At 64.4% G+C, this 23,753-nt stretch carries 21 protein-coding genes; 14 read left to right on the top strand and 7 right to left on the bottom strand.

All coding sequences use genetic code 11. The features are described 5' to 3' along the window. Window position 1: 1 nt before the first annotated feature. The 4 genes from SA496_RS25095 to argH all read right to left on the bottom strand — a co-directional run bounded on the left by SA496_RS25095 (window position 2) and on the right by argH (window position 4,998). Entirely contained in the window at window positions 2-2,839 is a 2,838-nt protein-coding gene (locus SA496_RS25095; RefSeq protein ID WP_330114656.1) for a class I adenylate cyclase, read from the bottom strand. A 105-nt stretch (window positions 2,840-2,944) separates the two neighbouring features. After that, complete coding sequence (locus tag SA496_RS25090) at window positions 2,945-3,187, bottom strand: TIGR02647 family protein (RefSeq protein ID WP_120653976.1); 243 nt, start codon at window positions 3,185-3,187, stop codon at window positions 2,945-2,947. A 79-nt stretch (window positions 3,188-3,266) separates the two neighbouring features. Beyond that, complete coding sequence (locus SA496_RS25085; protein WP_120653977.1) at window positions 3,267-3,545, bottom strand: hypothetical protein; 279 nt, start codon at window positions 3,543-3,545, stop codon at window positions 3,267-3,269. A gap of 58 nt (window positions 3,546-3,603) precedes the next feature. Continuing rightward, entirely contained in the window at window positions 3,604-4,998 is a 1,395-nt protein-coding gene (gene argH / locus SA496_RS25080) for an argininosuccinate lyase (RefSeq protein ID WP_120653978.1), read from the bottom strand. A 218-nt stretch (window positions 4,999-5,216) separates the two neighbouring features. Here argH and SA496_RS25075 point away from each other — a divergent pair, with 218 nt between their 5' ends. The 6 genes from SA496_RS25075 (at window position 5,217) to SA496_RS25050 (ending at window position 11,277) form a co-directional block, all read left to right on the top strand. Beyond that, window positions 5,217-6,299: a sensor histidine kinase gene (locus SA496_RS25075; protein ID WP_120653979.1), complete on the top strand. Its 1,083-nt coding sequence runs from the start codon at window positions 5,217-5,219 to the stop codon at window positions 6,297-6,299. Beyond that, window positions 6,296-7,042 carry a LytR/AlgR family response regulator transcription factor gene (locus SA496_RS25070; protein ID WP_077525576.1) on the top strand — a complete coding sequence of 249 codons (747 nt, stop codon included), beginning with the start codon at window positions 6,296-6,298 and terminating at the stop codon, window positions 7,040-7,042. Before SA496_RS25075 ends, SA496_RS25070 begins: the two co-directional genes overlap by 4 nt. 129 nt (window positions 7,043-7,171) lie before the next feature. After that, window positions 7,172-8,113 carry a hydroxymethylbilane synthase gene (gene hemC / locus SA496_RS25065; RefSeq protein ID WP_162945908.1) on the top strand — a complete coding sequence of 314 codons (942 nt, stop codon included), beginning with the start codon at window positions 7,172-7,174 and terminating at the stop codon, window positions 8,111-8,113. After that, a complete protein-coding gene (locus tag SA496_RS25060) occupies window positions 8,110-8,880 on the top strand; it encodes a uroporphyrinogen-III synthase (RefSeq protein ID WP_280359863.1) in 771 nt (256 codons plus the stop codon). Before hemC ends, SA496_RS25060 begins: the two co-directional genes overlap by 4 nt. A 16-nt stretch (window positions 8,881-8,896) precedes the next feature. Beyond that, window positions 8,897-10,030, top strand: a complete 1,134-nt coding sequence (locus SA496_RS25055) for a uroporphyrinogen-III C-methyltransferase (protein WP_256660895.1) — start codon at window positions 8,897-8,899, stop codon at window positions 10,028-10,030. Further along, window positions 10,027-11,277, top strand: coding sequence for a heme biosynthesis HemY N-terminal domain-containing protein (locus SA496_RS25050; protein WP_330114655.1), 1,251 nt, complete (start codon window positions 10,027-10,029; stop codon window positions 11,275-11,277). Before SA496_RS25055 ends, SA496_RS25050 begins: the two co-directional genes overlap by 4 nt. A gap of 46 nt (window positions 11,278-11,323) precedes the next feature. Here SA496_RS25050 and SA496_RS25045 read toward each other — a convergent pair whose 3' ends face one another. Beyond that, complete coding sequence (locus SA496_RS25045) at window positions 11,324-12,403, bottom strand: PQQ-dependent sugar dehydrogenase (protein ID WP_330114654.1); 1,080 nt, start codon at window positions 12,401-12,403, stop codon at window positions 11,324-11,326. 109 nt (window positions 12,404-12,512) lie between these two features. Here SA496_RS25045 and SA496_RS25040 point away from each other — a divergent pair, with 109 nt between their 5' ends. From SA496_RS25040 to SA496_RS25030, 3 genes are all read left to right on the top strand, one after another. Continuing rightward, a complete protein-coding gene (locus tag SA496_RS25040) occupies window positions 12,513-13,004 on the top strand; it encodes a disulfide bond formation protein B (protein WP_120653985.1) in 492 nt (163 codons plus the stop codon). A 325-nt stretch (window positions 13,005-13,329) separates the two neighbouring features. Further along, window positions 13,330-13,800, top strand: coding sequence for a sigma D regulator (gene rsd / locus SA496_RS25035; RefSeq protein ID WP_120653986.1), 471 nt, complete (start codon window positions 13,330-13,332; stop codon window positions 13,798-13,800). Between the two features lie 255 nt (window positions 13,801-14,055). After that, entirely contained in the window at window positions 14,056-15,207 is a 1,152-nt protein-coding gene (locus SA496_RS25030) for an AlgP family protein (RefSeq protein ID WP_330114653.1), read from the top strand. Here the strand turns inward: SA496_RS25030 and SA496_RS25025 are convergent. Beyond that, entirely contained in the window at window positions 15,204-15,668 is a 465-nt protein-coding gene (locus tag SA496_RS25025) for a TIGR02444 family protein (protein WP_330114652.1), read from the bottom strand. The genes SA496_RS25030 and SA496_RS25025 overlap by 4 nt on opposite strands. 50 nt (window positions 15,669-15,718) lie before the next feature. Between SA496_RS25025 and SA496_RS25020 the strand changes: the two genes are divergently transcribed. The 5 genes from SA496_RS25020 to SA496_RS25000 all read left to right on the top strand — a co-directional run bounded on the left by SA496_RS25020 (window position 15,719) and on the right by SA496_RS25000 (window position 21,499). Next, the gene (locus tag SA496_RS25020) at window positions 15,719-17,629 is read left to right on the top strand and encodes an ATP-binding cassette domain-containing protein (protein WP_120653989.1); all 1,911 of its coding nucleotides are present in this window, start codon (window positions 15,719-15,721) and stop codon (window positions 17,627-17,629) included. Further along, window positions 17,629-18,168, top strand: a complete 540-nt coding sequence (locus tag SA496_RS25015; RefSeq protein WP_120653990.1) for a mechanosensitive ion channel family protein — start codon at window positions 17,629-17,631, stop codon at window positions 18,166-18,168. Before SA496_RS25020 ends, SA496_RS25015 begins: the two co-directional genes overlap by 1 nt. A gap of 73 nt (window positions 18,169-18,241) precedes the next feature. Further along, window positions 18,242-18,874 carry a homoserine/homoserine lactone efflux protein gene (gene rhtB / locus SA496_RS25010; protein WP_153919053.1) on the top strand — a complete coding sequence of 211 codons (633 nt, stop codon included), beginning with the start codon at window positions 18,242-18,244 and terminating at the stop codon, window positions 18,872-18,874. A gap of 226 nt (window positions 18,875-19,100) precedes the next feature. Beyond that, window positions 19,101-20,990, top strand: coding sequence for a cytochrome c/FTR1 family iron permease (locus SA496_RS25005; RefSeq protein ID WP_153919050.1), 1,890 nt, complete (start codon window positions 19,101-19,103; stop codon window positions 20,988-20,990). Window positions 20,991-21,046: 56 nt separating this feature from the next. Continuing rightward, window positions 21,047-21,499, top strand: a complete 453-nt coding sequence (locus SA496_RS25000; RefSeq protein WP_153919047.1) for a YaiI/YqxD family protein — start codon at window positions 21,047-21,049, stop codon at window positions 21,497-21,499. A 12-nt stretch (window positions 21,500-21,511) separates the two neighbouring features. Here SA496_RS25000 and SA496_RS24995 read toward each other — a convergent pair whose 3' ends face one another. After that, entirely contained in the window at window positions 21,512-23,662 is a 2,151-nt protein-coding gene (locus tag SA496_RS24995) for a putative bifunctional diguanylate cyclase/phosphodiesterase (protein ID WP_120653994.1), read from the bottom strand. Window positions 23,663-23,753: the final 91 nt, after the last annotated feature.

Raw genomic sequence — 23,753 nt, 5'->3', positions numbered from 1 at the left:
CTCAACCGTCCCGCAGCGCCCGGTTCAGCCTTTCTTCCAGCTCCACCTTGTAACGCAGGTAGTGCACCGTTTGCGCCTGGCCCTTGCCGGGGATGCGCGACAGGTCAAGGTCGGTGATGTAACAGGGATAGCGCTCAGGCTCGCGGCGCTGGGCGAGGATGTGCCGGGCCACGGCTGCGAACAGGCCTGAGCCGTACTCCAGCTCGGAGAATTCGCGGTGGTTGCAATAGAGCGTCACGTGCACCAGGCCCTGCTCGGCCGGTTCAACGATCGCTTGCACGTCATAGAAGGGGTGGCTGACCGCGGCTGAAGGCGCGGCGCGGCGCTCCAGGTGCCGGCCCTGGCGCACCACTTCGTAATAGAATATTTCCGGCGCCAGTGTTGGCACCGGGCTATCCAGCGGCAGCAGGGCATTGCGCCGGTAGAGCAGCGATTGCAGGAAACGATGCAGCGGTGTCAGCAGGCTCTGCTCGTCGCGGAACGGCAGACGCTGACGCCAGAGCGCGTTGTGTTCATCCAGCAGGCTGATCTCGGCACTGTCGCCATCCTGGCGATAGAACACCTGAATGCAGTTCGGCCTGCCCAGGGGCAGGATGACGGCCAGGTCCTGTTCCTCCAGGGCATGGCGGTCGAGTTGTAGCGGGCTGTATTGCGGCAGGTCCCGGCCCAGGTGATCGATCAGGGCTGGCAGATCGGCCAGGCTGGCGTGGCTGACTTGTCCCGGCTCCAGTTGCAATACGTGGTAGCGCTGCTGAACCTGCAGCAGGAATCGGGGCACGCCGGCTGTTCCGAGCAGTTCCTGAGCGTCGTCGAACAGTTCCTGTACTCGTTGGCTGATGGCCTGGGCGCGATTGCGGCAGAAGCTGCGTACCTTCAGACCTGGGCGGGTTCCACTGGCCGGCAGGCTGTTGAGGAAATCGCGCAAACAGGCGAGCAGGGCGTCGGGGCCCTCGTAGCGGCTGACCAGCATCTCGTTCCAACTGTTCAGGGTCACTTGGTCGATGGTTACCACCAGGTTCTCGCGCACGCCTGAATAGCCCAGGGCGTCGGTGCGCTCGGTGGTCATGTGGAGGTTCTTCTGGCTGTGCTGTTTCAGCGGATCGAGCCCAACGTTCACCAGCAGCATCACCTCGGCGGGAACACCAGCGCGCAGCAATGCACTTTCGTCCACCTGTCCCTGAGGCTGGGGGAACGTCTGCTGCAAGCTGGTCAGCAGATTCGACAGTTCGTGCTCGGTCAGGTCGCTACTGCCCGGGTGCAGGGACAGGCGCGTGCCGGAGTCGATCACACCGTTACGATGGCACCAGGCAAGCAGGGGCATCAGCTCGCGGCTGCGTTTCAGTGGGGCAAAATCCTGCCACTCAAGGGCGTTCAGGCTGCCGGAGTAGAGCGCCCACTGGGTTTCACCCTCGGCTTCCGGGCTGGGCACCTGGACCAGGGTCAGGGTGTCTTCGGCGATGTCCGGGGCGATCCCAGGGTTGATGAATTCGATCTTGCCGGCCTTGCGCTCGAAGGCGGCATACAGACGCCGGCCGAGTACGCCCAGGTCGCGGCTGCTGAGGGTGCCGATGGCCTGTTCACTACGGGCGAACTGGGACAGGAAGCGGTAGCTGTAGGTCAGTTCGTTGACCAGTGCGCGGCGCTCGGCCAGCACCTGGCGGACCTTCCATTGGCTGCGGCTGTCCAGCATCGCCAATTGCCGATGCTGCCAGTGCCATTCGGCGGTCAGGCGTTCCAGCAGCATGCGTTGCCAGCTTTTGCTCCGGTTGCGTGGCGGCCGACTGAGCTTCTTGTTCACCTTCAGGTAGAGGCAGCGGCGAATCAGCTCCAGGCGTTCGGTTTCGTTGCGCCCACGCAGGTATTCCTCGAGCCGGCGATAAACCACCATGTAGGGGTCGAGTTCGTCCAGGTCCAGCCGGTTGGTATAGACCGCCTCCTTGAATCGCAGGGACAGGCAGGCCACCTGCGGATGTTCGCTGGCGTAGACCTCGGTGAGCAGCAGTTTGAGTACCGATTTGTAGGGTGATTCGATGCCCTTGAACAGTTGCCACATGCTGGCGCCGATGAATTCGCCCGGCGGGATGTGCGCCAGATGGCCGAGATCGAGTACTTCCTCTGCACGGATGAAGCGTTTGGACAGCAGGGTGCGGGTGTACTCGGCGTATCGCGCCTCCTCATAGACCGGTACCAGCCACCAGAGCGGGGTGCGCCCGGCGAGCCAGATGGCGGTACGGTAGAACTCGTCCAGCAGCAGGTAGTGCTGGGTGGTGCCACAGTCGTCGGAGGTCAACCGGGCTTCGCGATCGCCCTGGGTGAAGCGTGCCGGGTCGATCAGGAAGAAGTGCGCTTCGGCGCCCTGGCTGGCCGCCCACTCTTCCAGCGCGCTGCACTTGCGTTGCAGTTCCGCGATGGCGCCGGCGTCAAGCTCCGGTGTGTGGCAGACCCAGATGTCCATGTCGCTTTGCTCGGCCTGGGCGATGGTGCCCAGGCTGCCCATCAGGAACAGGCCGTGGATGGGCGTGGGTTGCGGCCCTCGGCGCGCCTTGTAGGCGAAGGAGCGCGTCAGCCGCTGGGCTTCGGCCAGCAGGTCGTCATCGGGCTCATAGGCGGCGACGCCCGCCGGTGCGGTGCCGGACACGTAGCCGGGGAGAAGCGGGTGGTTCACGTGGAACAGCAGCGGCAAGAGCTTCAAGACCAGCTGCTGGCGTGTGGACAACGCCTGCATGGCTCGAGCAAGGCGGCCGTCGTTGACCTTGAGGAAGCGGGCGCGCAGTTGCGCGAGGACCTTGCGGTCGATGCCGTCGTCGATGTCCGGGCGGATTTCCTGGGTACGCGTCATGCTCTGCTCATGTCCCGATGCTGGCGGCCTGGCCGGCAACCTTCGCTGCCGGCAGGCGTCCGCATTGTATCGCCCGCAATGTTGCCGACTTGAGCGGCAACGACGTCAGGCGTGCTGAGGCAGGAGAATGGTGCGCAGTGCCTGGACGTGTTCAGCGGCATCCAGGCCGAGGCTGGTCAGATAGCCGCCGTCGGGCTGGGTGATCAGGCCTTTCTCGTGAAGTCGCATGACTGCGGCCTGAGCTTTGGGGTTGGCGTTGTTGTGGACTTTCAGTCCTTCCTGGGTGTTGTCCAGGTTGAACAGGGCCAGCAGTTCGAATTCCGCGATGAGCTCGGGGGTGAAGACCATGGTCGCTCCTTGTTCTTGTTGTACCGCAAAGGCCGGCGATGTCCGGCCGGAATCTGGAGTCTGTGGAGTGTAGGTGAGGTCAGGCCTGATCTTCGGGCAGGTCTGGCAGTGCCCGCAAGGCCCTTTCGTACCAATCGGTGTCGAAAGGACGGTCGGCCGCGAGCATGGCGTCGATCTCGTAGGCCAGGACCAGGGCCATCAGCTGGAGGATTTCCTCGCGCTCGTAACCCACCAAGGTCAGCTTGTTGAGGGTGGCGCGGGCGGCGGGCGGTTCGCCGGCCTCGATCTGGTTCTCGATGGCCTGGATCAGGGTGGCCTCGGCGAAGGCCTCTTCACCGTCATCAATGTCGTCGGTCATGGCGATGTCCTGTCAGCGACAGCCGGGCGGAACGGGAAGTGCCGCCCGGCAGAGTGGGTCAGCGGCTGGCCAGCAGATCCTTGCCGCGCTGCACGGCGGCACGCACCTGGTTCGGCGCGGTGCCACCGATGTGGTCACGGGCGTTGACCGAGCCTTCCAGGGTCAGCACGGCGAAGACATCGTCGCCGATCTGGTCGCTGAACTTGCGCAGTTCGTCGAGGCTCATCTCGGCCAGGTCCTTGCCGCTGTCCACGCCGTACTTCACGGCGTGACCGACGATCTCGTGGCAGTCACGGAATGGCAGCCCCTTGCGTACCAGGTAGTCGGCGAGGTCGGTGGCGGTGGAGAAGCCGCGGCGGGCTGCTTCGCGCATGATCTCGCGCTTGGGCTTGATGGCCGGGACCATGTCGGCGAAGGCACGCAGGCTGTCGCGCAGGGTGTCGGCGGCGTCGAACAGCGGCTCCTTGTCTTCCTGGTTGTCCTTGTTGTAGGCCAGCGGTTGGCCTTTCATCAGGGTCAGCAGGCCGGTGAGGGCGCCGAACACTCGACCGGACTTGCCGCGTACAAGCTCGGGCACGTCGGGGTTCTTCTTTTGCGGCATGATCGAGGAGCCGGTGCAGAAGCGGTCGGGCAGGTCGATGAACTGGAACTGGGCGCTGGTCCAGAGCACCAGTTCTTCGGAAAAGCGCGACAGGTGCATCATCGCCAGGGAGGCCGCGGCGCAGAATTCGATGGCGAAGTCACGGTCGGACACGCCGTCCAGGGAGTTGCCGCCAACGGCATCGAAGCCGAGCAGCTGGCAGGTGATCTCGCGCTGGATCGGGTAGGTGGTGCCGGCCAGGGCGGCCGAGCCCAGCGGCATGCGGTTGACCCGCTTGCGGCAGTCCACCAGGCGCTCGTAGTCGCGGCTGAGCATTTCGAACCAGGCCAGCAGATGGTGGCCGAATGTCACGGGCTGGGCGGTTTGCAGGTGGGTGAAGCCGGGCATGATGGTGCCGGCTTCGGCTTCGGCCAGACCGAGCAGGCCCTGCTGCAGGCGGGTGACTTCGCCTAGGATGGTGTCGATCTCGTCGCGTAGCCACAGGCGGATGTCGGTGGCGACCTGGTCGTTGCGACTGCGGCCGGTGTGCAGTTTCTTGCCGGTGACACCGATGCGATCGGTCAGGCGCGCTTCGATGTTCATGTGCACGTCTTCCAGGTCCACGCGCCAGTCGAAACTGCCGGCTTCGATTTCGCCCTGGATCTGCTTCAGGCCGTCGATGATGGCATCGCGTTCCGCCTCGCTCAGCACGCCGACCTGTGCCAGCATCGTGGCATGGGCGATCGAGCCCATGATGTCGTGGCGATACAGGCGCTTGTCGAAGTCTACGGATGCGGTGAATCGGGCGACGAAGGCGTCTACGGGCTCGCTGAAGCGGCCACCCCAGGACTGGTTGGTCTTGTCGGTGCTCATGGGTTCACTCGGTGAGGAAGGTGAAAGAAAGCCGATGGGCCGGAAAATACCGTCGATAATAACAGTGTTGCCGGAAAAACCGGCGCGGCCTGTCCGGTCGGGGGCTGGGCAGTTTGCTGTGGTCTTCACGGACGTGCCGTGGGTTTGATGGTTCAGTACAGGCTTTTGCCCGGCGACTCAGCCCCGTCGCCTGCCGGGCTATTGGGGATATGTCCGGGATGCCGAAGCGCCTGAAAAAGAAAGCGCGTTCCAAAACTGCCAACGACGACTTTTTCCTGCCGGAGCTCTGCCTGCCCGAGGCTTTACTCGGCCTGGTGCTGCTGGCCGAACTGCTGGTGCTGGTGTTGGTGCTGGCCGAGCCCATGCTGCCCAGCTTCAACTGGGTGCGCCTCGCCCTGACGTCCCTCTTCGTGCAATGGATCGTCCTGCTTTCCGCGGCCCTGCTGTGTCAGTTGCGGCCTCTGCTCGCGCGTCTGCGGGCGGCGCTGGCCGGCGGCATATGCTGCGCCCTGGTGGTAGGGCTGACGCTCGCCGGGACGACGGTGGCTGACTACTTCGACCTCGGTGGGCCGCTGCCTCGCAGTGGTGAGGTCAATCTTTACCTGCGCCATGGGCTGATCAGCCTGATCATGTCGGCGCTGTTGCTGCGCTATTTCTACCTGCAGAGCCAGTGGCGCAAGCAGCAGCAGGCCGAGCTCAAGGCACGCATCGAGTCCCTGCAGGCACGCATCCGCCCGCACTTTCTGTTCAACAGCCTGAACAGCATCGCCAGCCTCGTGGTGATCGATCCGGACAAGGCCGAGCAGGCTGTGCTCGACCTTTCCGACTTGTTTCGTGCCAGCCTGGCCAAGCCTGGGACCCTGGTCGACTGGGGCGAGGAATTGGAGCTTGCGAAACGATATCTATCGATCGAGCAATATCGTCTCGGAGAACGACTACAGTTGGATTGGCAGGTGGATGAAGTACCGGACGATCTGCCCATCCCCCAGTTGACGCTGCAGCCTTTGCTGGAGAACGCCCTGATCCATGGCATCCAGCCGCGCATCGAAGGGGGAGTGGTACGAATCGAAGCGGATTATCGCGACGGCATGTTCCGCCTCTGCGTGAGCAACCCTTACGAAGAGGTACAGGGGCAGTCGCCATCACGTGGCACCCAGCAGGCTCTACGCAATATCGACGCGCGCCTGACGGCACTTTTCGGGCCGCGGGCAAGTCTCAGCGTGGAGCGCCGTGACGGCCGCCACTTCACCTGTCTACGCTATCCTTGTGCGAGACTCACGCAGGAAGCCCGTGCGATATGAATGTCCTGATCGTCGACGATGAACCCCTTGCCCGCGAGCGCCTCAGCCGCCTGGTAGGCGACCTCGAGGGATACCGTGTCCTAGAGCCTGCCGCCAGCAATGGCGAGGAGGCGCTCACGCTGATCGACAGCCTCAAGCCGGATGTCGTTCTGCTCGACATTCGCATGCCTGGCCTGGATGGGCTGCAAGTGGCCGCCAAGCTCTGCGAGCGCGAGGCGCCACCGGCGGTGATCTTCTGCACGGCCCACGACGAATTCGCCCTCGAGGCCTTCCAGGTCAGTGCCGTTGGCTACCTGGTCAAGCCCGTGCGCTCGGAGTCGCTGGCCGAGGCGCTGAAGAAGGCTGAACGGCCGAACCGTGTACAACTCGCTGCGCTGACCCGTCCTGCCGCGGTCAGCGGGAGCGGTCCCCGAAGTCACATCAGCGCGCGAACCAGGAAAGGAATCGAGCTGATCCCCCTGGACCAGGTGATCTTCTTCATCGCCGACCACAAGTACGTGACGCTGCGCCACGAGCACGGCGAAGTGCTGCTGGACGAGCCGTTGAAGGCACTGGAAGACGAGTTCGGTGATCGTTTCGTGCGTATCCACCGCAATGCCCTGGTGGCGCGCGAACGGATCGAGCGATTGCAACGCACGCCGCTGGGGCACTTCCAGCTCTACCTCAAAGGCATGAACGGGGAGGCCCTGACGGTCAGCCGTCGCCACGTCGCGGGCGTGCGCAAGCTGATGAACAATCTTTAACGGCCGGTCGTCCCGCGAGCGCTCGTTCGCTACGTTTGTTCGACAGTCCGTGTCGTTCCGCGACAACCGCCCGCGCCCTCGCCGCACGCGGGCCTGTTATGATTCCGGGCATTACCGTTTCCGGAAATGATCATGTCCCGCGAGATCCGTATTGCCACCCGCAAGAGTGCCCTGGCCCTGTGGCAGGCCGAGTTCGTCAAAGCCCGTCTCGAAGAGGCCCACCCTGGCCTCAAGGTCAGCCTGGTGCCGATGGTCAGCAAGGGTGACAAGCTGCTCGACGCACCATTGGCGAAGATCGGTGGCAAGGGCCTGTTCGTGAAGGAGCTGGAAACGGCCATGCTGGAGAACGAGGCCGACATCGCCGTGCACTCCATGAAGGACGTGCCGATGGACTTCCCAGAAGGCCTGGGCCTGTATTGCATCTGCGAGCGCGAGGACCCGCGCGATGCCTTCGTCTCCAATCGTTTCGACAGCCTCGATGCCTTGCCTGCCGGCAGCGTGGTCGGTACCTCCAGCCTGCGCCGCCAGGCCCAGCTGCTGGCACGGCGGCCGGACCTGAAGATCCAATTCCTGCGCGGCAACGTGAACACCCGCCTGGCCAAGCTCGATGCCGGCGAGTACGACGCCATCATCCTCGCGGCCGCCGGCCTGATCCGTCTTGGCTTCGAGGATCGCATCCGCTCTTCCATCAGCGTCGAAGACAGCTTGCCTGCCGGTGGCCAGGGCGCCGTGGGCATCGAATGTCGCACGGCCGACAGCGAAATCCACGCCTTGCTGGCTCCCCTGCACCATCAGGACACGGCGCTGCGCGTGACCGCTGAGCGCGCCCTGAACAAGCACCTGAACGGCGGTTGCCAGGTGCCCATTGCCTGTTATGCGGTGCTTGAAGGCGACCAGCTTTGGCTCCGCGGACTAGTCGGTCAGCCCGATGGCGGGCAACTGCTTCGTGCCGAAGGCCGCGCCGCGTTCGCCGATGCCGAAGCCCTGGGCGTCAAGGTCGCCGAGGAACTGCTGGAGCTGGGCGCCGGGGACATCCTCAAGGCTGTATACGGCGAGGCCGGCCACCCGTGAAGGGCTGGCGGTTGCTGCTGACGCGCCCCGTCGAGGAGTGCGAAGCACTGGCTGCGACCTTGGCCGAGCACCAGGTCTTCAGCAGCAGCTTGCCGCTGTTGGCCATTGAACCCCTTGAGGAATCGCCCGAGCAGCGTGGCCTCATCCTCGAGCTCGACCGTTATTGCGCCGTGGTGGTGGTCAGTAAACCTGCAGCCCGGCTTGGCCTCGATCTGATCGACCGTTACTGGCCGCACCTCCCCGCCGACCAGCATTGGTTCAGCGTGGGCGCGGCCACCGGTGCCTTGCTCGAAGACCGTGGCTTACCGGCGAGCTGGCCTGCGGTAGGTGACGACAGCGAGGCGCTGCTGGAACTGCCGCAACTGGTTGATGCTCTTTCAGTGCGCGATCCCAGGGTGCTGATCATGCGTGGGGAGGGTGGCCGAGAATTCCTGGCCGACCGCTTGCGCGGCCAAGGCGTCGCGGTCGACTATCTGGAACTCTATCGGCGCTGCCTGCCGGTCTATCCGGTGGGCACCCTGGCGCACCGCGTCGAGTCGGAACGCCTGAACGGCCTGGTGGTCAGCAGTGGTCAGGGGCTGGAAAACCTTCAGCACCTGGCTGGTGCCGCCTGGCCCGAACTGTCACGCCTTACCCTGTTCGTACCCAGCCCTCGAGTGGCCGGGCAGGCAGTCGAGGCGGGCGCGAAGAATGTTGTGGATTGCCGTGGTGCCAGTGCCGCGGCCTTGTTGGCGGCGCTCAGGCAGCATCCGGCGCCCGCCCACTGAAGCGAAGGATGGATACGTGAGCGAAGCAGAAGCCCCGAAACAAGAGCAGCACACTACAGCCGCCGACCCCGTCACTCCCGCCAGCGCCGCGCCTGCCTCTCGGGGCAATGGTCTGGCCCTGTTCGCCCTGTTGCTGGGCGCCGCCGGCATCGCCGTGGGCGCCTGGGGCCTCTGGCAGGTACGCGGCCTGGAAACCCGCGACCAGCAGCAACTCAGCATGGTCGAGGATGCACGTGGCCAGACCCGCGCCTTGGCCCAGCGCGATCAGCAACTGACCCAGCGCCTGGAAGAACTGCCTAGCGCCGCTGAACTTGACGAGCGCCGTCGTCTGCTGGTGGACCTGCAAGGTGACCAGCAGCAGCTACGCCAGCGCCTGGAAACAATCCTCGGCGCCAGCCGCAAGGACTGGCGCCTGGCCGAGGCCGAGCATCTGTTGCGCCTTGCCAGCCTGCGTCTCTCGGCATTGCAGGATATCCACAGCGCTACCGCACTGGTTCAGGCCGCCGACGACATTCTCCGTGAGCAGGACGATCCCGGCGCCTACGCCGCTCGCGAAGAGCTGGCGAAGAGCCTGGTCGCTCTGCGCAGCACCGAGCAGCCTGACCGCACCGGCCTGTTCCTGCAGCTGGGCGCCCTGCGTGAGCAGGCCGTCCAGCTCAACCCACTGGTGCCGGCCTTCGAAGACAAGGGCGGCGTACTCCTGGATATCGCCGCCGAAGGCGATGGTGGCAGCGCCTGGGCCGAGTGGCTGGAGAAACTCTCGCACTACTTCCGAATCCAGCTGGATGCGAGCCAGGACATCAAACCGTTGCTCGCCGGACAGAACCTGTCGCAGGTCCGTCTTGCCCTTTCGCTCGCCCTCGAGCAGGCGCAATGGGGCGCGCTGCATGGTCAGACTCAGGTCTACCAGCAGTCGCTGGGCCAGGCGCGTGAAGTGCTTCGCGGTCACTTCAATGAAGAGAACCCGGACAGCCGCGCCCTGCTGGCGCGCCTCGATGAACTCTCCGGCCAGCCGGTGGAAGTCAAGGCGCCTGATCTCGCCCCTGCGCTGGGCGCCCTTCAGGCCTACCTGCAACGCACTCCGGGCGCGGCCGCTGGCGAATCCGAGAAGCCGGCTGCTGCCGAACCGGCCAAGGAGGCCGGCCAATGAAGCGTCTGCTCAAGGTCCTGCTGATCCTCGCAGTGATCGGCGCGGCCGCCACCCTCATCGGCATGGCCGTGGCCCAACACAAGGGCTATGTGCTGGTGGCCTACAAGGGCTTCCGCTACGAGTCCACCCTCTGGGCCACCCTGGCGTTGCTGGCGGTGCTGTGGTTGTTGTTCGCCGGACTGCGCTACCTGCTGCGACTGGTGGTGATGTCCGGAGGTGTGGTCAATCCCTGGTCGCGGCGCAATGCCCGGCGCCGCGCGCGACTGGCGTCCGAACAAGGCCTGCTGGACCTTGCCGAAGGTCGTTGGGCGCGCGCGCTGCGCCATCTCAAGCGTGCCGCTGAAGGCGATCCGCAGCCGTTGATCTACTACTTGGGTGCCGCCCGCGCAGCACAGAAGATCGGCCAGACCGAGGAAGCCGAGAAACTGCTGGAGCGGGCCCTGGAGCGTCAGCCCCAGGCCGAGCTGGCAATTGCCCTTGCCCATGCCGAGCTGCAACTGGATCGTGGCGACTCCGCAGCGGCGCTGGAAACCCTGAAGGCCGTGCAAGAGCGCCATCCGCGCCATCACCAGGTATTGCGCCAGCTACTGCATCTGCACGAAGTGCGTGGGGACTGGGCCGCCCTGGTCGGCCTGCTGCCTACGCTGCGCAAAGAGAAGGCATTGCCGGAAAGCCAGCTGGCCGAGCTCGAATTGCGTGTGTGGAGCGCCCGCCTGCACCAGGCCGGAGAAGAGGGGCTGAACGAGGGCGAAACCGCTCTCCAACCGCTGACCCGAGCCTGGCAGCAGCTGTCCTCCGCCCAGCGCAACGAGCCACGTCTGGTACTGGCCTTTGCCGAACAGCTGCGCCGTCTGGGGGCCGAGGAAGAAGCCGAGGAAGCGGTGCGGGGCGCCATCAAGCGCGGCTACGACGACAACCTGGTGCGCCTCTATGGTCTGTTGCGCGGCAGTGATCCGGCCCGTCAGTTGCAGGCTGCCGAGGGTTGGCTGAAAGAGCATCCCAGTGACGGCACCTTGCTGCTCACCTTGGGGCGCCTGTCCCTGCGCAATCGTCTCTGGGGCAAGGCTCGGGAGTATTTCGAGAGCAGCCTGACCTTCCGCCGTGATCCCGAAACCTGTGCCGAGCTGGCTCGCCTGCTCGCCCAGTTGGGTGAAGTGGAGCGCAGCAACCAGCTGTTCCAGGAGGGTCTCGGCCTGCTCGATCAGCGTCTGCCGGCCTTGCCCTTGCCAACGGAAAGGATCGCCTGATAGCGAAAAGGCCCGGGACATCCCGGGCCTTTTTCACTGCGGCGCTTCATTGCCCAACGTATTCGATGCGATAGATGGCGCCCGCGTGATCGTCGCTTACCAGCAGGGCGCCATCCTGCGTTACCAGCACGTCTGCCGGCCTACCCCAGACATCACCATCCTCCAGCCAGCCATCGGCGAACACGCTTTGGCGCTTCAGACTGCCATCGGGGTGGAGTTCGACGCGTTTGATCCGATAGCCGATTTTTTCACTGCGGTTCCACGAACCGTGCTCGGCTATGAATAGGTTGTTGCGGTATTCCGCGGGGAATTGCTTGCCGGTGTAGAAACGCAGGCCAAGAGGCGCAACATGCGGCCCCAGCCTGGCGACAGGGGCGACGAATTCGCTGCAAGGGCGTTGGGAGAACTTCGGGTCAGTCACGTTGCCTGCGTGGCAATAAGGAAAACCGAAATGCTGGCCGGGTTTTTCCAGCCGATTCAGCTCGCAATCAGGCACGTCGTCGCCCATCAGGTCGCGACCGTTGTCGCTGAACCAGAGCTCGCCGGTCTGCGGATGCCAGTCGAAGCCCACCGTGTTGCGCACACCTTGCGCCACCAGTTCCATGTCGCTGCCATCGGCGTTCATGCGGTGAATGGCGGCATAGGTATCGGGGTCGTCATCGCACACGTTGCACGGTGCGCCCACCGGCACATACAACTTGCCGTCAGGGCCAAAGGCGATGAACTTCCAGCCGTGGTGGGTTTCCCGGGGCAGGTCCGAATTAACCACCTCGGCGTCGGGTGGCGAATCGAGGCGCGACTCTATGTCGCGCAGGCGCAGGATTCGGCTGACTGCCGAGACGTATAGGTCGCCTCCCTTGTAGGCCACCCCAACGGGTAGCTGTAGGCCGCTGGCGATGATGCGGACCTTTCCGCTGGCAGGTTCCAGTGCATAGACCTTCCCGGCCGCATTGCTACCGACGAACAGGGTGCCGCGCTCACCCCAGGTCATCTCCCGGGCGTTGGGCACCTGGTCGCTCACCAGCGTGATGCGAAAGCCCTCGGGCAGGCGAATGCGCTCCAGCGGCAGTGCGGCATTGGCGAACCCGGGCAACAGCAGCAGGAATGGCAGGAGCAGCCGACACATGGCGGTTTTCTCCGGATAGGCAACCTCATCCAGCCTAGTCGGTCGCCTTGAAAGGCCAAGGTGCTTTCCACTACCGTAACGCCCTTTCCGATAACCCAACGGAGCCGCCATGACCCTGGCAAGCCCGCGTTCGCTTTTCCTGCTCGCCTTCCTCGGTTGCGTCGCTGTAATGGGGGGAGCGCTATATCTTGAGCACGCCCTCGGCCTCGAACCATGCCCGCTGTGCATCGTCCAGCGTGTCTTCATCATCGCCTTCGGTATCGTCTGCCTGATTGCCGCGCTGCATGGCCCAGAGCGTACCGGGCGGCGTATCTACGCCGTGCTGGCTCTGCTGTTCTCGGCTGGTGGCGCGGCTTTCGCCGGTCGCCAGATCTGGTTGCAAAGCGTGCCTGCAGACCAACTGCCCGCATGCCTGCCGAGCTTCGACTACATGATGGAAGCCTGGCCGTTCCTGCAGATCATCAAGACCATGCTCCATGGTACGGCGGATTGTGCTGCGGTGACCTGGACCCTGTTCGGCATGAGCATTCCCGAATGGAGCCTGCTGGCCTTCGTCGGCTGCATCCTGTTCTCGCTTTACCAACTGCTGCGTCGCGCGTGATCGCTCTAGGCGCATGGCTTTGCCATGCGCCTTCCAGGCGTGCTTTTCCGTCCCTTTCCGCACTAATTCGCGCTGCGCCAATCCGCCGCGCCAGCCCCAGAGCTCCGGCCAGACAGGCCGCGGCCTGTCGATTAAACGCTCGTATGAATTTTTTCCCGCGCGCGCCTTGATGGCACTGCCCGGCGGGCATACTCTGGCCCGCACGCGCCGCCGGAATATTGCCGTTTTAGCGGCGTCTTCCCAGAATCTTGCACCGGTCGACAAAAAACCGTCTCGGAGCGGACGTATAACGGCATTACCGAATTAGGGAAGTGAGGTCGTCACCATGCTCGAAAGTTGCCAGAACGCTCAGGAACGTTGGGGTGGCGTGCACCAGCTGATCGACCGCTGGTTGCAGGAGCGCCATGAGCTAGTCCGTGTCTATAGCTCGCTGAGCGAAAAACCCCAGGCTCCCAGCGCCAATGCAGAAGCACTGCAAAGGTTTTGTGAGGTCCTGCTGGACTACGTGTCGGCAGGGCACTTCGAGGTCTACGAGCAATTGCTCAATGAGGCGAAAGCGTTTGGTGACCAACGCGGCCTCGACCTCGCCAAGCAAATCTATCCCCGTATCGAAGCCATCACCGAAGTTGCACTGGCCTTCAACGACCGCTGCGACAACGGTGACTGCCGTGACATCTGCCTGACTTCCGAACTGAAGAATCTCGGGCAACTGCTTCACGAACGCTTCGAGTTGGAAGACTGCCTGATCGAAGTGCTGCACAACGCCCATCAGGGTGAGGCCTCGCAACCGGCCTAATCGCTGTCCTGCCGGCACTGGAATCGGGGTGGCGGATTTTCGCTGAATGCCCCATTCCAGAGCCTTCCTGGCGTTGGTTAGCTGTTGCTGTTGGCAGGGGTCGCCGGCCTCGTGGTTCCAGGTCCGGACCGTACTTGCGAAACCCTGCACCGGCAATCCGTCGCAAGGCCCAGGCGGGCGATATGGCGCGGCCTCTGGCGACTCGCGAAACAGGCGACTAGTATGGGCCAAATAACGCCCGCCAGGAGGCATACCATGTCGGCCAAGAAGAAGCCTGTAAGCACCCCGCTGCACTTGCTGCACCAACTGTCCTTCAGTCTGCTCGAACACCTTGAGAAAGCCTGCGCCCAAGCTTCGGTCGATGCTGAGAAGCTCCTGACCAAATTGGAGAAACAACGCGGCAAGGCTCAAGAGAAACTGCACACCGCGCGCACCAAGCTGCAGGATGCTGCCAAAGCTGGCAAAGCCAAGGCTCAAGCCAAGGCCAAAGCCAATATCGGCGAACTCGAAGCTCTCCTGGACACGCTGAAGAATCGCCAGGCCGAAACCCGCACCTACATCGCCCAGCTCAAGCGTGACTCTCAGGAAAGCCTGAAGCTCGCGCAGGGCGTCGGCAAGGTCCGCGAGGCTGCAGGCAAGGCCTTGGCTACTCGCGAAGCCAAGCCCGCAGCTGTCAAGGCAGCAGCCAAGCCTGTCGCCAAACCGGCTGCCAAGCCCGCAGCAGCCAAGCCCGCCGCGAAGCCGGCCGCCAAGGCTGCCGCTGCTAAGCCCGCCGCCAAACCGGCTGCCAAGCCCGCAGCATCCAAGCCCGCCGCGAAGCCGGCCGCCAAGGTTGCCGCTGCTAAACCCGCTGCCAAACCGGCTGCCAAGTCCGCAGCAGCCAAGCCTGCCGCGAAGCCGGCCGCCAAGGTTGCCGCTGCTAAACCGGCTGCCAAGCCTGCTGCCAAACCGGCCGCGAAGCCGGCAGTGAAGGCCGCCGCTAAACCGGCAGCCAAGCCCGCAGCCAAGCCTGCAGCGAAAGCCGCCGCAGCCAAGCCCGCCGCCAAGCCGGTCGCTAAAGTCGCTGCTGCGAAACCTGCCGCCAAGCCGACTGCTAAACCCGCTGCCAAACCAGCTGCCAAGCCCGCTGCAGCCAAGTCCGCAGCGAAACCCGCCGCGACCGCTGCCAAGCCTGCTGCCGCTGCGAAGCCAGCTGCGAAACCCGCTGCCAAGCCTGCCGTGAAGAAAGTCGCTCCGGCCAAGCCAGCGGCAGCCAAGCCAGCTGCGAAACCCGCCGCTCCGGCCGCAGCCAAACCTGCAGCTGCTCCGGCCGCCCCGACCGCTCCGGCGGTGCCGGCCGCCGCGCCGGTTGCCAGCGTGGCGCCGACCAGCAGCAACGGCGCCGCTCCGACTTCGCCGTCGAACTAAAGCGCCAGGACCGCGACGCGCAGCTGTTCCAGTGCGTCGCGGTCCGCTCCCTTCCGCTTCGGGCAACAGCCCGAGAGCCAGTTTTCAATCTGTTCCATCTCCCCGGCTGCCCAACCAGCGGTGGCGCTTTCCAGGCGCGCCAGTAGCTCGCGTTCGGCTTCCAGTTCCAGCGACTTGATCTGCTCGCGCAACCCGGTCAGCGCCTGATCGTTCTGTGCCTGTGCACGCCAGTTCTGGCGTAGCGAACGCAGGGGCTTGATCACCTGTTCCTGCCAGGGATCGCAAACCTCGCACAGGGCATCCAGGCGAGTGGTGTCGAAGGTGGTACCGCGTTGTCCCAGCCAGCAGGCCGTGAGCAGCAGGCAGACATCCACACCGTCTTCCTGAAGACGCAAGCAGGCTTGCTCGACACCGGGTTCGGTGTAGAGGCGCAGGGCGAAAGTCCACAGGTCTGAACGCATAGAGCTCCTCGGGCGGCACGGCGGCGAAGCTGATAAACTCCGCCGCCATCATGATCCGACTGCAAAATCTCACTCTACAGCGTGGTCCTCAGCGCCTGCTAGAAGGCGCCGAACTGACCCTGCACGCCGGCCAGAAGGTCGGCCTCATCGGCGCCAACGGTGCCGGCAAATCCAGCTTGTTCGCCCTGCTGCGTGGCGAGCTGGGGCCGGATGCGGGCGATTGCCTGCTGCCCGCCGATTGGCGCATCGCCCATATGCGCCAGGAAGTGGACAACCTCGAGCGCCTGGCCGTGGACTACGTCCTCGATGGCGACCAGCACCTGCGCCGGGTTCAGCGTGAACTCGCGGCCGCTGAGGCTGGCCATGACGGCACCGCCATCGCTCGCCTGCACATCGAGCTGGACAGCGCCGATGGTTATACGGCCGACGCCCGAGCACGCAAGCTGCTGGCCGGACTCGGCTTCACCGCGGAGCAGATGGACCGTCGCGTCGGCGACTTTTCCGGCGGCTGGCGGATGCGCCTGAACCTCGCTCAGGCGCTAATGTGCCCCTCCGAATTGCTGCTGCTCGACGAACCCACCAACCACCTCGACCTCGATGCCATCCTCTGGCTCGAAGAGTGGCTCAAGGGCTATCCGGGCACGCTGCTGCTGATTTCCCACGACCGCGATTTCCTCGATGCGGTCGTGGACAACGTTGCGCACCTCGAGCAGCAAAAGCTGACCCTCTATCGTGGTGGTTACTCCGCCTTCGAGCGCACCCGTGCCGAGCGCCTGGCGCAGCAGCAGCAGGCGTACGAGAAGCAGCAGGCCCAGCGTGCGCACATGGAGAAGTACATCGCCCGCTTCAAGGCGCAGGCGACCAAGGCCCGCCAGGCCCAGAGCCGGATCAAGGCCCTGGAGCGCCTGGAGGAACTGGCGCCGGCCCACGTGGATTCGCCGTTCGACTTCAGCTTCCGCGAGGCTGACAAGATTTCCAGCCCGCTGCTGGACCTTTCCGAAGGTCGTCTCGGCTACGGCGAGAAGGCCGTACTGCAGCAGGTGAAGTTGCAGTTGGCACCGGGCGCACGAATCGGCTTGCTGGGCCCCAACGGCGCCGGCAAGTCGACCCTGATCAAGACTCTTTCCGGCGACATCGAGCCGCTTGGTGGCCGCCTCGCCCGGGGTGAAAACCTCGCGATTGGCTATTTCGCCCAGCATCAACTCGATGCACTCGACCCCAAGGCCAGTCCGCTCCTGCATCTGCAGCGCCTTGCCCCGAGCGAACGCGAGCAAACCCTGCGCGACTTCCTCGGTGGTTTCGACTTCCGTGGAGATCGTTGCGACGAGGCGGTGACCAACTTCTCCGGTGGCGAAAAGGCGCGCTTGGCTCTGGCGCTGATCGCTTGGCAGAAGCCCAACCTGTTGCTTCTGGACGAACCGACCAACCACCTCGACCTGGAAATGCGCCTGGCACTGACAATGGCCCTGCAGGATTTCGCTGGCGCCGTGCTGGTGGTGTCCCACGACCGTCACCTGCTCAAGAGCACCACCGACGAGTTTCTGCTGGTGGCTGATGGTCGTGTGCAGAGCTTCGATGGCGACCTCGACGACTACGCTCGTTGGCTGGTGGATTTCCGCGCGCGCCAGGCTCCCGCCACCAGCGCGCCGGTGAACCCGGACAAGACTGACAAGCGCGCCCAGCGCCAGGCCGCCGCCGCCTTGCGCCAGCAATTGGCTCCGCACAAGAAGGAAGCCGACAAGCTCGAGAAGGACCTGGGCAAGGTGCACGAGCAATTGGCCCGCGTCGAAGAGCGTCTTGGCGATTCCGCCCTCTACGAAGCGGCGCGAAAGGATGAACTACGCGACCTGCTGGCCGAGCAGGCGCGTCTGAAGGGCCGTGAGGCTGAACTTGAAGAGGCTTGGCTTCTGGCTCTGGAAACCCTGGAGGAGCTGCAGCGGCAACTGGAGGCAGCGGATTGATGGATGACCTGCAACTCCTGACGGCTTGGAGCGAGCCACTGATCCGCGCTGCTCAGGTATTGCTGATCGTACTGCTGGCCTGGCTGGTGCAACGCATCGTCACCCGCGGCATCACCCGTCTCGGACAACGTTATCCACAGCTACCTTCGGAGCTGATGCTGCCCCTGCGCGGGCTATTGCGCTGGATGATCCTCGGCAGCGCCTTCATGTTGGTGCTCGAGCGCTTCGGCGTCTCGGCCGAGGTGCTGTGGACTGCCCTGACCGGTTTTGCCGCTGTAGCTGCGGTCGCGTTCTTCGCGATCTGGAGCGTGCTCTCCAACATGTTCTGCGCGGTGTTGATCTTCTCCCTCGGGCCGTTCCGCATGGGCGACAAGGTCGAGGTGGTGGAAAGCGCGGACAAGCCCGGCGTGAAGGGTAGGGTGATCGCTATCAACCTCTTCTACACCACCCTCGAAGACCTCAGCGAAGAAAACCACGGCGCCCTGGTACAAGTGCCCAACAGCCTATTCTTCCAAAAGGCAGTACGCCGCTGGCGCTGACGGCACTGGGCAGCGGTGGGATGAAGGGGTAGGCTCTGCGGCCTGCCCCTTTTTCGTTTCCGAGGTATCTGCCATGGCGCTCCAGACCTGGCTCGCTTTCCTGGTTGCCTGCTGGGTGATCAGCCTCTCACCGGGTGCCGGTGCCATCGCTTCCATGTCCTCCGGGCTGCAATACGGTTTCCTCCGGGGCTACTGGAACGCGCTTGGCCTGCAGATCGGCCTGGCGCTGCAGATCGCCATCGTTGCTGCCGGCGTCGGCGCGATCCTTGCCACTTCCGCCTTGGCCTTCAGCCTGATCAAGTGGTTCGGTGTGGTTTACCTGGTCTATCTCGCGGTCAAGCAGTGGCGGGCCCTGCCCAGCGACATGTCCAACGATTCCGCGGAACGCCCCATCGGCCGTCCGCTCACCCTGGTGCTGCGTGGCTTCCTGGTGAACTTCAGCAATCCCAAGGCGATCGTCTTCATGCTCGCGGTATTGCCGCAGTTCATCGATCCGCATGCGCCGCTTGTGGAGCAGTACTTGGTGATGGGCGTGACCATGATCACCGTCGACCTGATCGTCATGGCCGGCTATACGGGGCTTGCCGCCCGCGTCCTCCGGCTGCTGCGCTCGCCGCGCCAGCAGCGCTTGATGAATCGCAGCTTCGCCGCCCTGTTCGTCGGCGCGGCAGCGTTGCTGGCGACCGTGCGCCGCGCGCCGGTCTGAAGGTTGCGAACTCCGGCGAGCGGGTGCTTGTCGGAATTCTTCCCGTCGGAATCCTTCCTTTCATCGAACTGCCCCGAGCAATTCCAATTGCATTGCAGGCCAGGAATGACGGGGCCTTCAGCAAATTTTCGCAATCTCTGAACGTGATCGGATGAGCGATTTGGGCTTGAGATCAATTGTTAGGAAGGTAACAATTCGTTTCCCCATTCTCATTTGAGATTGACTCATGTTCCCCATTCCGAGATTGCTCAGGTGGCTTCTCGTGCCGCTGATGGCACTCTGCAGTTTCAGCCTGATGGCCGACCAGGCCGACGGCGCCGCGCAGGCCTTGCACCTGCTCAGTTACATCGGGGCCGACTACCCCGCTACCGTAGTCGACGGCAAAGTCATCGACGCCGGCGAATACCGCGAACAGATTGAATTCCTCGGCGCACTGCAGGGCCTGATCGTTGCCCTGCCAGCCCGTGATGGCCAGAAGGAACTGGAGCAGGGCGTTGCCAATCTGTACCAGGCCGTACAGGACAGGCAGAGCGGTGCCGCGGTTGCCCGCCAGGCGCGCCAGTTGGCCACGCGGCTGGCGGCGACTTATGAGGTCAGCCAGGCCCCGCTCATCACACCTGACCCCGCCCGTGGTGCGCCGCTCTACGCGCAGCACTGCAGCGTCTGCCACGGCGATACCGGTGCCGGCGATGGCCCGGCCGGCATGGGCCTGGAGCCGCCGCCGGCCAACCTGCGCGATCAGGCGCGGATGGACCGGTTGAGTCTCTATGACCTCTTCAACACGCTCGGTCTGGGGGTTGAAGGTACCGACATGCCGGCTTTCGCTGACCAGCTGGACGACCGTCAGCGTTGGGATCTGGCGAGCTACATCGCCAGCTTCAGCGCCGACCCGTCGGTGAAGGGCGAGGCCATCTCCCTTGGCGAGCTGGCCGGCCGCACGCCGGAAGAAGTCGGCGCCAGTCAGGGTGCTGCCATCCAGGCGCTGTTCCGAGCCCAGCGCGCCCAGCCGCCGGTGCAACAGCGCGGGCCAAAGGAGCTGATCGGTCATACCCGTTCCACTCTGGAGCAGAGCCTCAAGGCTTACCGTGATGGTGATGCGGATCAGGCCTACGACCTCTCGGTAGCCGCCTACCTTGAAGGCTTCGAACTGGTGGAAAGCTCCCTCGACAACCTCGACACCGTTCAGCGCAAGACCACCGAACGCGCGCTGATGGCTTACCGCCAGGCGCTGCAGGACCGCCAGTCCATTGGGCAGGCCGCGCAACTGCTGGAAAAGGCCACGGCCGAACTGGACAAGTCCGCCGACCTCCTGGGCAGCGATGGCCTGAGCGGTTCGCTGAGTTTCATTTCCAGCTTGCTGATCCTGCTGCGCGAAGGCCTCGAGGCGATCCTGGTGCTGGCGGCGATCCTCGCGTTCCTGCGCAAGACCGACCAGGAGCATGCGATTCGCAGCGTTCATGTGGGCTGGGGCCTGGCCATCGTCGCCGGCTTCGCCACCTGGGCAGTAGCGGCTTTCCTGATCGATGTCGGCGGCGCCCAGCGCGAATTGATGGAAGGTTTCACGGCGCTGTTCGCCTGCGTGATGGTGCTCTGGCTCGGCGTGTGGATGCATGACCGCCGCCACGCCGCTGCGTGGCAGAGTTACATCAAGGAACACCTGTTGAGCAGCAGCGGCCGCTTCGGTTTTGCGACCCTGGCGTTCTTCTCGGTGTACCGCGAGCTGTTCGAAGTGATCCTCTTCTACGAAACCCTCTGGCTGCAGGCGGGACCTGCCGGCCATGGCATGGTCATCGCGGGTGCGGCGACTGCCCTGGTACTGCTGGTGGGTCTGGCCTGGGTCATCCTGCGCGGCTCGGCGAAGCTGCCGCTGGGGACCTTCTTCATGGCCAACGCCATCCTGCTCTGCGCCCTATCGGTGGTGTTCGCCGGTCATGGCGTGGCCGCCCTGCAGGAAGCCGGAGTCCTGGGTACGCGTCCGGTGCCCTTCTTCGAATTCGACTGGCTGGGCATTCATCCTGATGCCTACACGCTGTCGGCCCAAGGGCTGGCATTGCTGGCCATCGCGGCGCTTTACGGCCGCAGCTGGCTGCGCGAGCGCAGCGCGGCGCAGGCCTGACTGGAGGGCGGGGGGTGTAAACTTCTCGCCCTTTTCTTATCTGCGGAATTTTTCCCATGCGCGTCTGGATCGATGCCGATGCCTGCCCCAAGGCAGCCAAGGACCAGGTAATCAAGTTCGCCCTGAAGCGCAAGTTCGAGGTGGTGCTGGTGGCCGGGCAGAGCCAGGTGAAACCAGCCTTCGCCTGCGTGCGACTGGTGGTGGTCCCCAGCGGCCCGGATGCAGCTGACGACTACCTGGTTGACAACGCCTCCCCCGGTGAACTGGTGATCTGCAGCGACGTGCCACTGGCCGATCGCCTGGTGAAGAAGGGCGTTGCGGCGTTGGACCCGCGCGGTCGCGAGTTCGACGAACGCAACATGGGCGAGCGCCTCGCGGTGCGCAACCTGTTCACCGATCTGCGTGACCAGGGCCAGATGGGCGGGGGCCAGGCAGCCTACGGTGAGAAGGAGCGACAGGCCTTCGCCAATTCCCTGGACCGGCTGCTGACCCGCCTCAGCCGGGGCTGAAGCGAGTCGGACTCAATTCACTGCTTGAGGTTGGGTAGCCATCGCCAGGTTCCTGGGATTGGCCAGCCACAGCTTCAGGTTGTCCAGCGACAGCGGGCGGCTGAACAGGTAGCCCTGGATCAGGTCGCAATGGTTCTCGCGCAGAAAACCCAGTTGTTGGGCGGTTTCCACACCTTCGGCGACCACCTTGAGTTGCAGCTTGTGGGCCATGGCGATGATCGCGGCGGTGATCGCCATGTCGTTCTCCTCGGCGGGTATGTCGCGCACGAAGGCGCGATCCACCTTGAGGGTGTCCACCGGTAGGCGGCGCAAGTAGGCCAGCGATGAGTAACCGCTGCCGAAGTCATCGATGGAGATGCTCACGCCCAGCGCGCGAATGGCTTCCAGGATTTCTACCGCGGAGTTGAGATTGCCCATCAGCGCATTCTCCGTGACCTCAAGAGCCAGCGCTCGCGGGTTCAGCCCTGAGCGTTGCAGCTCGATGCCGAGCACCAGCGGCAGGTTGAGGTTGGTGAGGTTAAGCGCTGAGCAATTCACCGCAACGCGCAAGTCCCTATGCCCGGCGTCGTGCAATTCCTTGAGATCGCGGCAGGCGCGGCGGGTCACCCAGGTATCCAGTTCGGCGATGAAACCGTGCTGCTCGGCGATGGTTACGAAGCGCTCAGGGCTGATCATGCCGTGCAGCGGATGGCGCCAGCGCGCCACGGCTTCCAGGCTGACCACGCGGCTGGCATCGCAGGCGACGATGGGCTGGTAGTGAACCTCCAGGGCGTCCTCGTTGAGGGCACGGCGCAAGTCCTGCTCCAGGGTCAGGTTCTCGTGGGCACGCAGTTCGAGGTCAGCACTGAAGCGCTGCCAGCGATTGCGGCCATTCTCCTTGCAGTGACCCAGGGCGAGGCCGGCGTTGCGCAGCAGCTCTTCGTGGTTTTCACCGTCCTGTGGATACAGGCTGATACCCAGGCTGGCGGTAACGCGCAGCTGGCCGCTGGGCAGGCTGATGGGTGCACGTATATGGCCCAGCAGGCGGTCGGCCAGCTCACCTGCGCGAGCGCCATCCTGCAGGGGGCTGAGAATGCAGAACTCGTCGCCGGAGTAGCGTGCCAGCAGATCCTGGTCGTGCAAGGCCGTGCGCAGGCGTTGGGCGACCTGTTGCAGCACCTGGTCCCCGGCGCCGTGACCCAGGCTGTCATTGATACGCTTGAAACTATCCAGGCCAATGAACAGGACGGCGAGCGTGCCCTGGCCTGCGTGCTCCGCCAGCAAGCTGCTGGTCATCCGGGTGAAGGCGCGGCCGTTGAACAGGTTGGTTAGTGGGTCGTGGTGGGTGGCGGTATTGAGCTGATCGGCGGCCATGCGCAAACGGCGTCGTTGCTCCCGAAGGCGCTGCTCGGCCCAGACGGCGCCCAGGCCGGCGACTATCACCAGCAGCGCGATGACGCCAATGGCGATGCCGAGCAGGGTCTGGTTGGTATGGCCAGCGGAGTCCAGGGTCAGTTGGATATCGCGCGGGACTGTCAGGGTCAGCGCCGCCATGCCGGTGAAGTGCATGGAGACGATGGCGGCCCCCATCATCGCGCTCGCAGCCAGGCGCAGGCGCCCAAGGCCTTTGTCGTTTCGTTCGCGGAAGTAGAAGGCAAGCAGCAGAGCGGCCAGCGCCGCACCAATGGCTATGGCTAGCGACAGGGAGAAGAGCAACGGGTCGTAGTAGAGCGATGCCGCGGAGCGGATCGCCGCCATGCCGCTGTAGTGCATGGTGGCAATGCCGATGCCTGCTGTGATCGCTGCCAGCAGGTACTGCCAGGGTCTCAGGCGCTCGCGTCCGATCACTCGCATCACCACATAGGACACCGCGATTGCGATCAGCAGCGAAAGCAGCGTGACACCCGGCGCATAGGAGATGACGAGGGGCGCGCGGAAGGCAAGCATGGCAATGAAGTGCATCGACCATATGCCGCCGCCCAGGGAGAGGGCGCCCACCCAGCGCCAGAGCTCGCGTCCAAACAGGGCACTGCTGTGGCTGACTCGGCGCGCCATGGCCAGGGCGGTGAACGCGGCGGCGCAAGCCACCAGATAGGAGAGCAGTACCAGTGGTGTGGAGTGGCTGCAGTCCAGCAGGGCGATCTGGTCTTCAGGGATGGCGCGGGCGTGGGTCAGGAAGAGCATCGGCGGCGGGGTCCTTTGGGTGCGGACCCGCCATGGGGTGGCACACTGGCATTTTGCCCGCAGTCTAGGCAGTTCCGGCAGCCAAGGCCAT

Source organism: Pseudomonas sp. JS3066 (assembly GCF_036328175.1).
GTDB lineage: Bacteria > Pseudomonadota > Gammaproteobacteria > Pseudomonadales > Pseudomonadaceae > Metapseudomonas.
The sequence above is the reverse complement of the archived record's forward strand: the minus strand, read 5'-3'. Positions and strand labels throughout refer to the sequence as shown.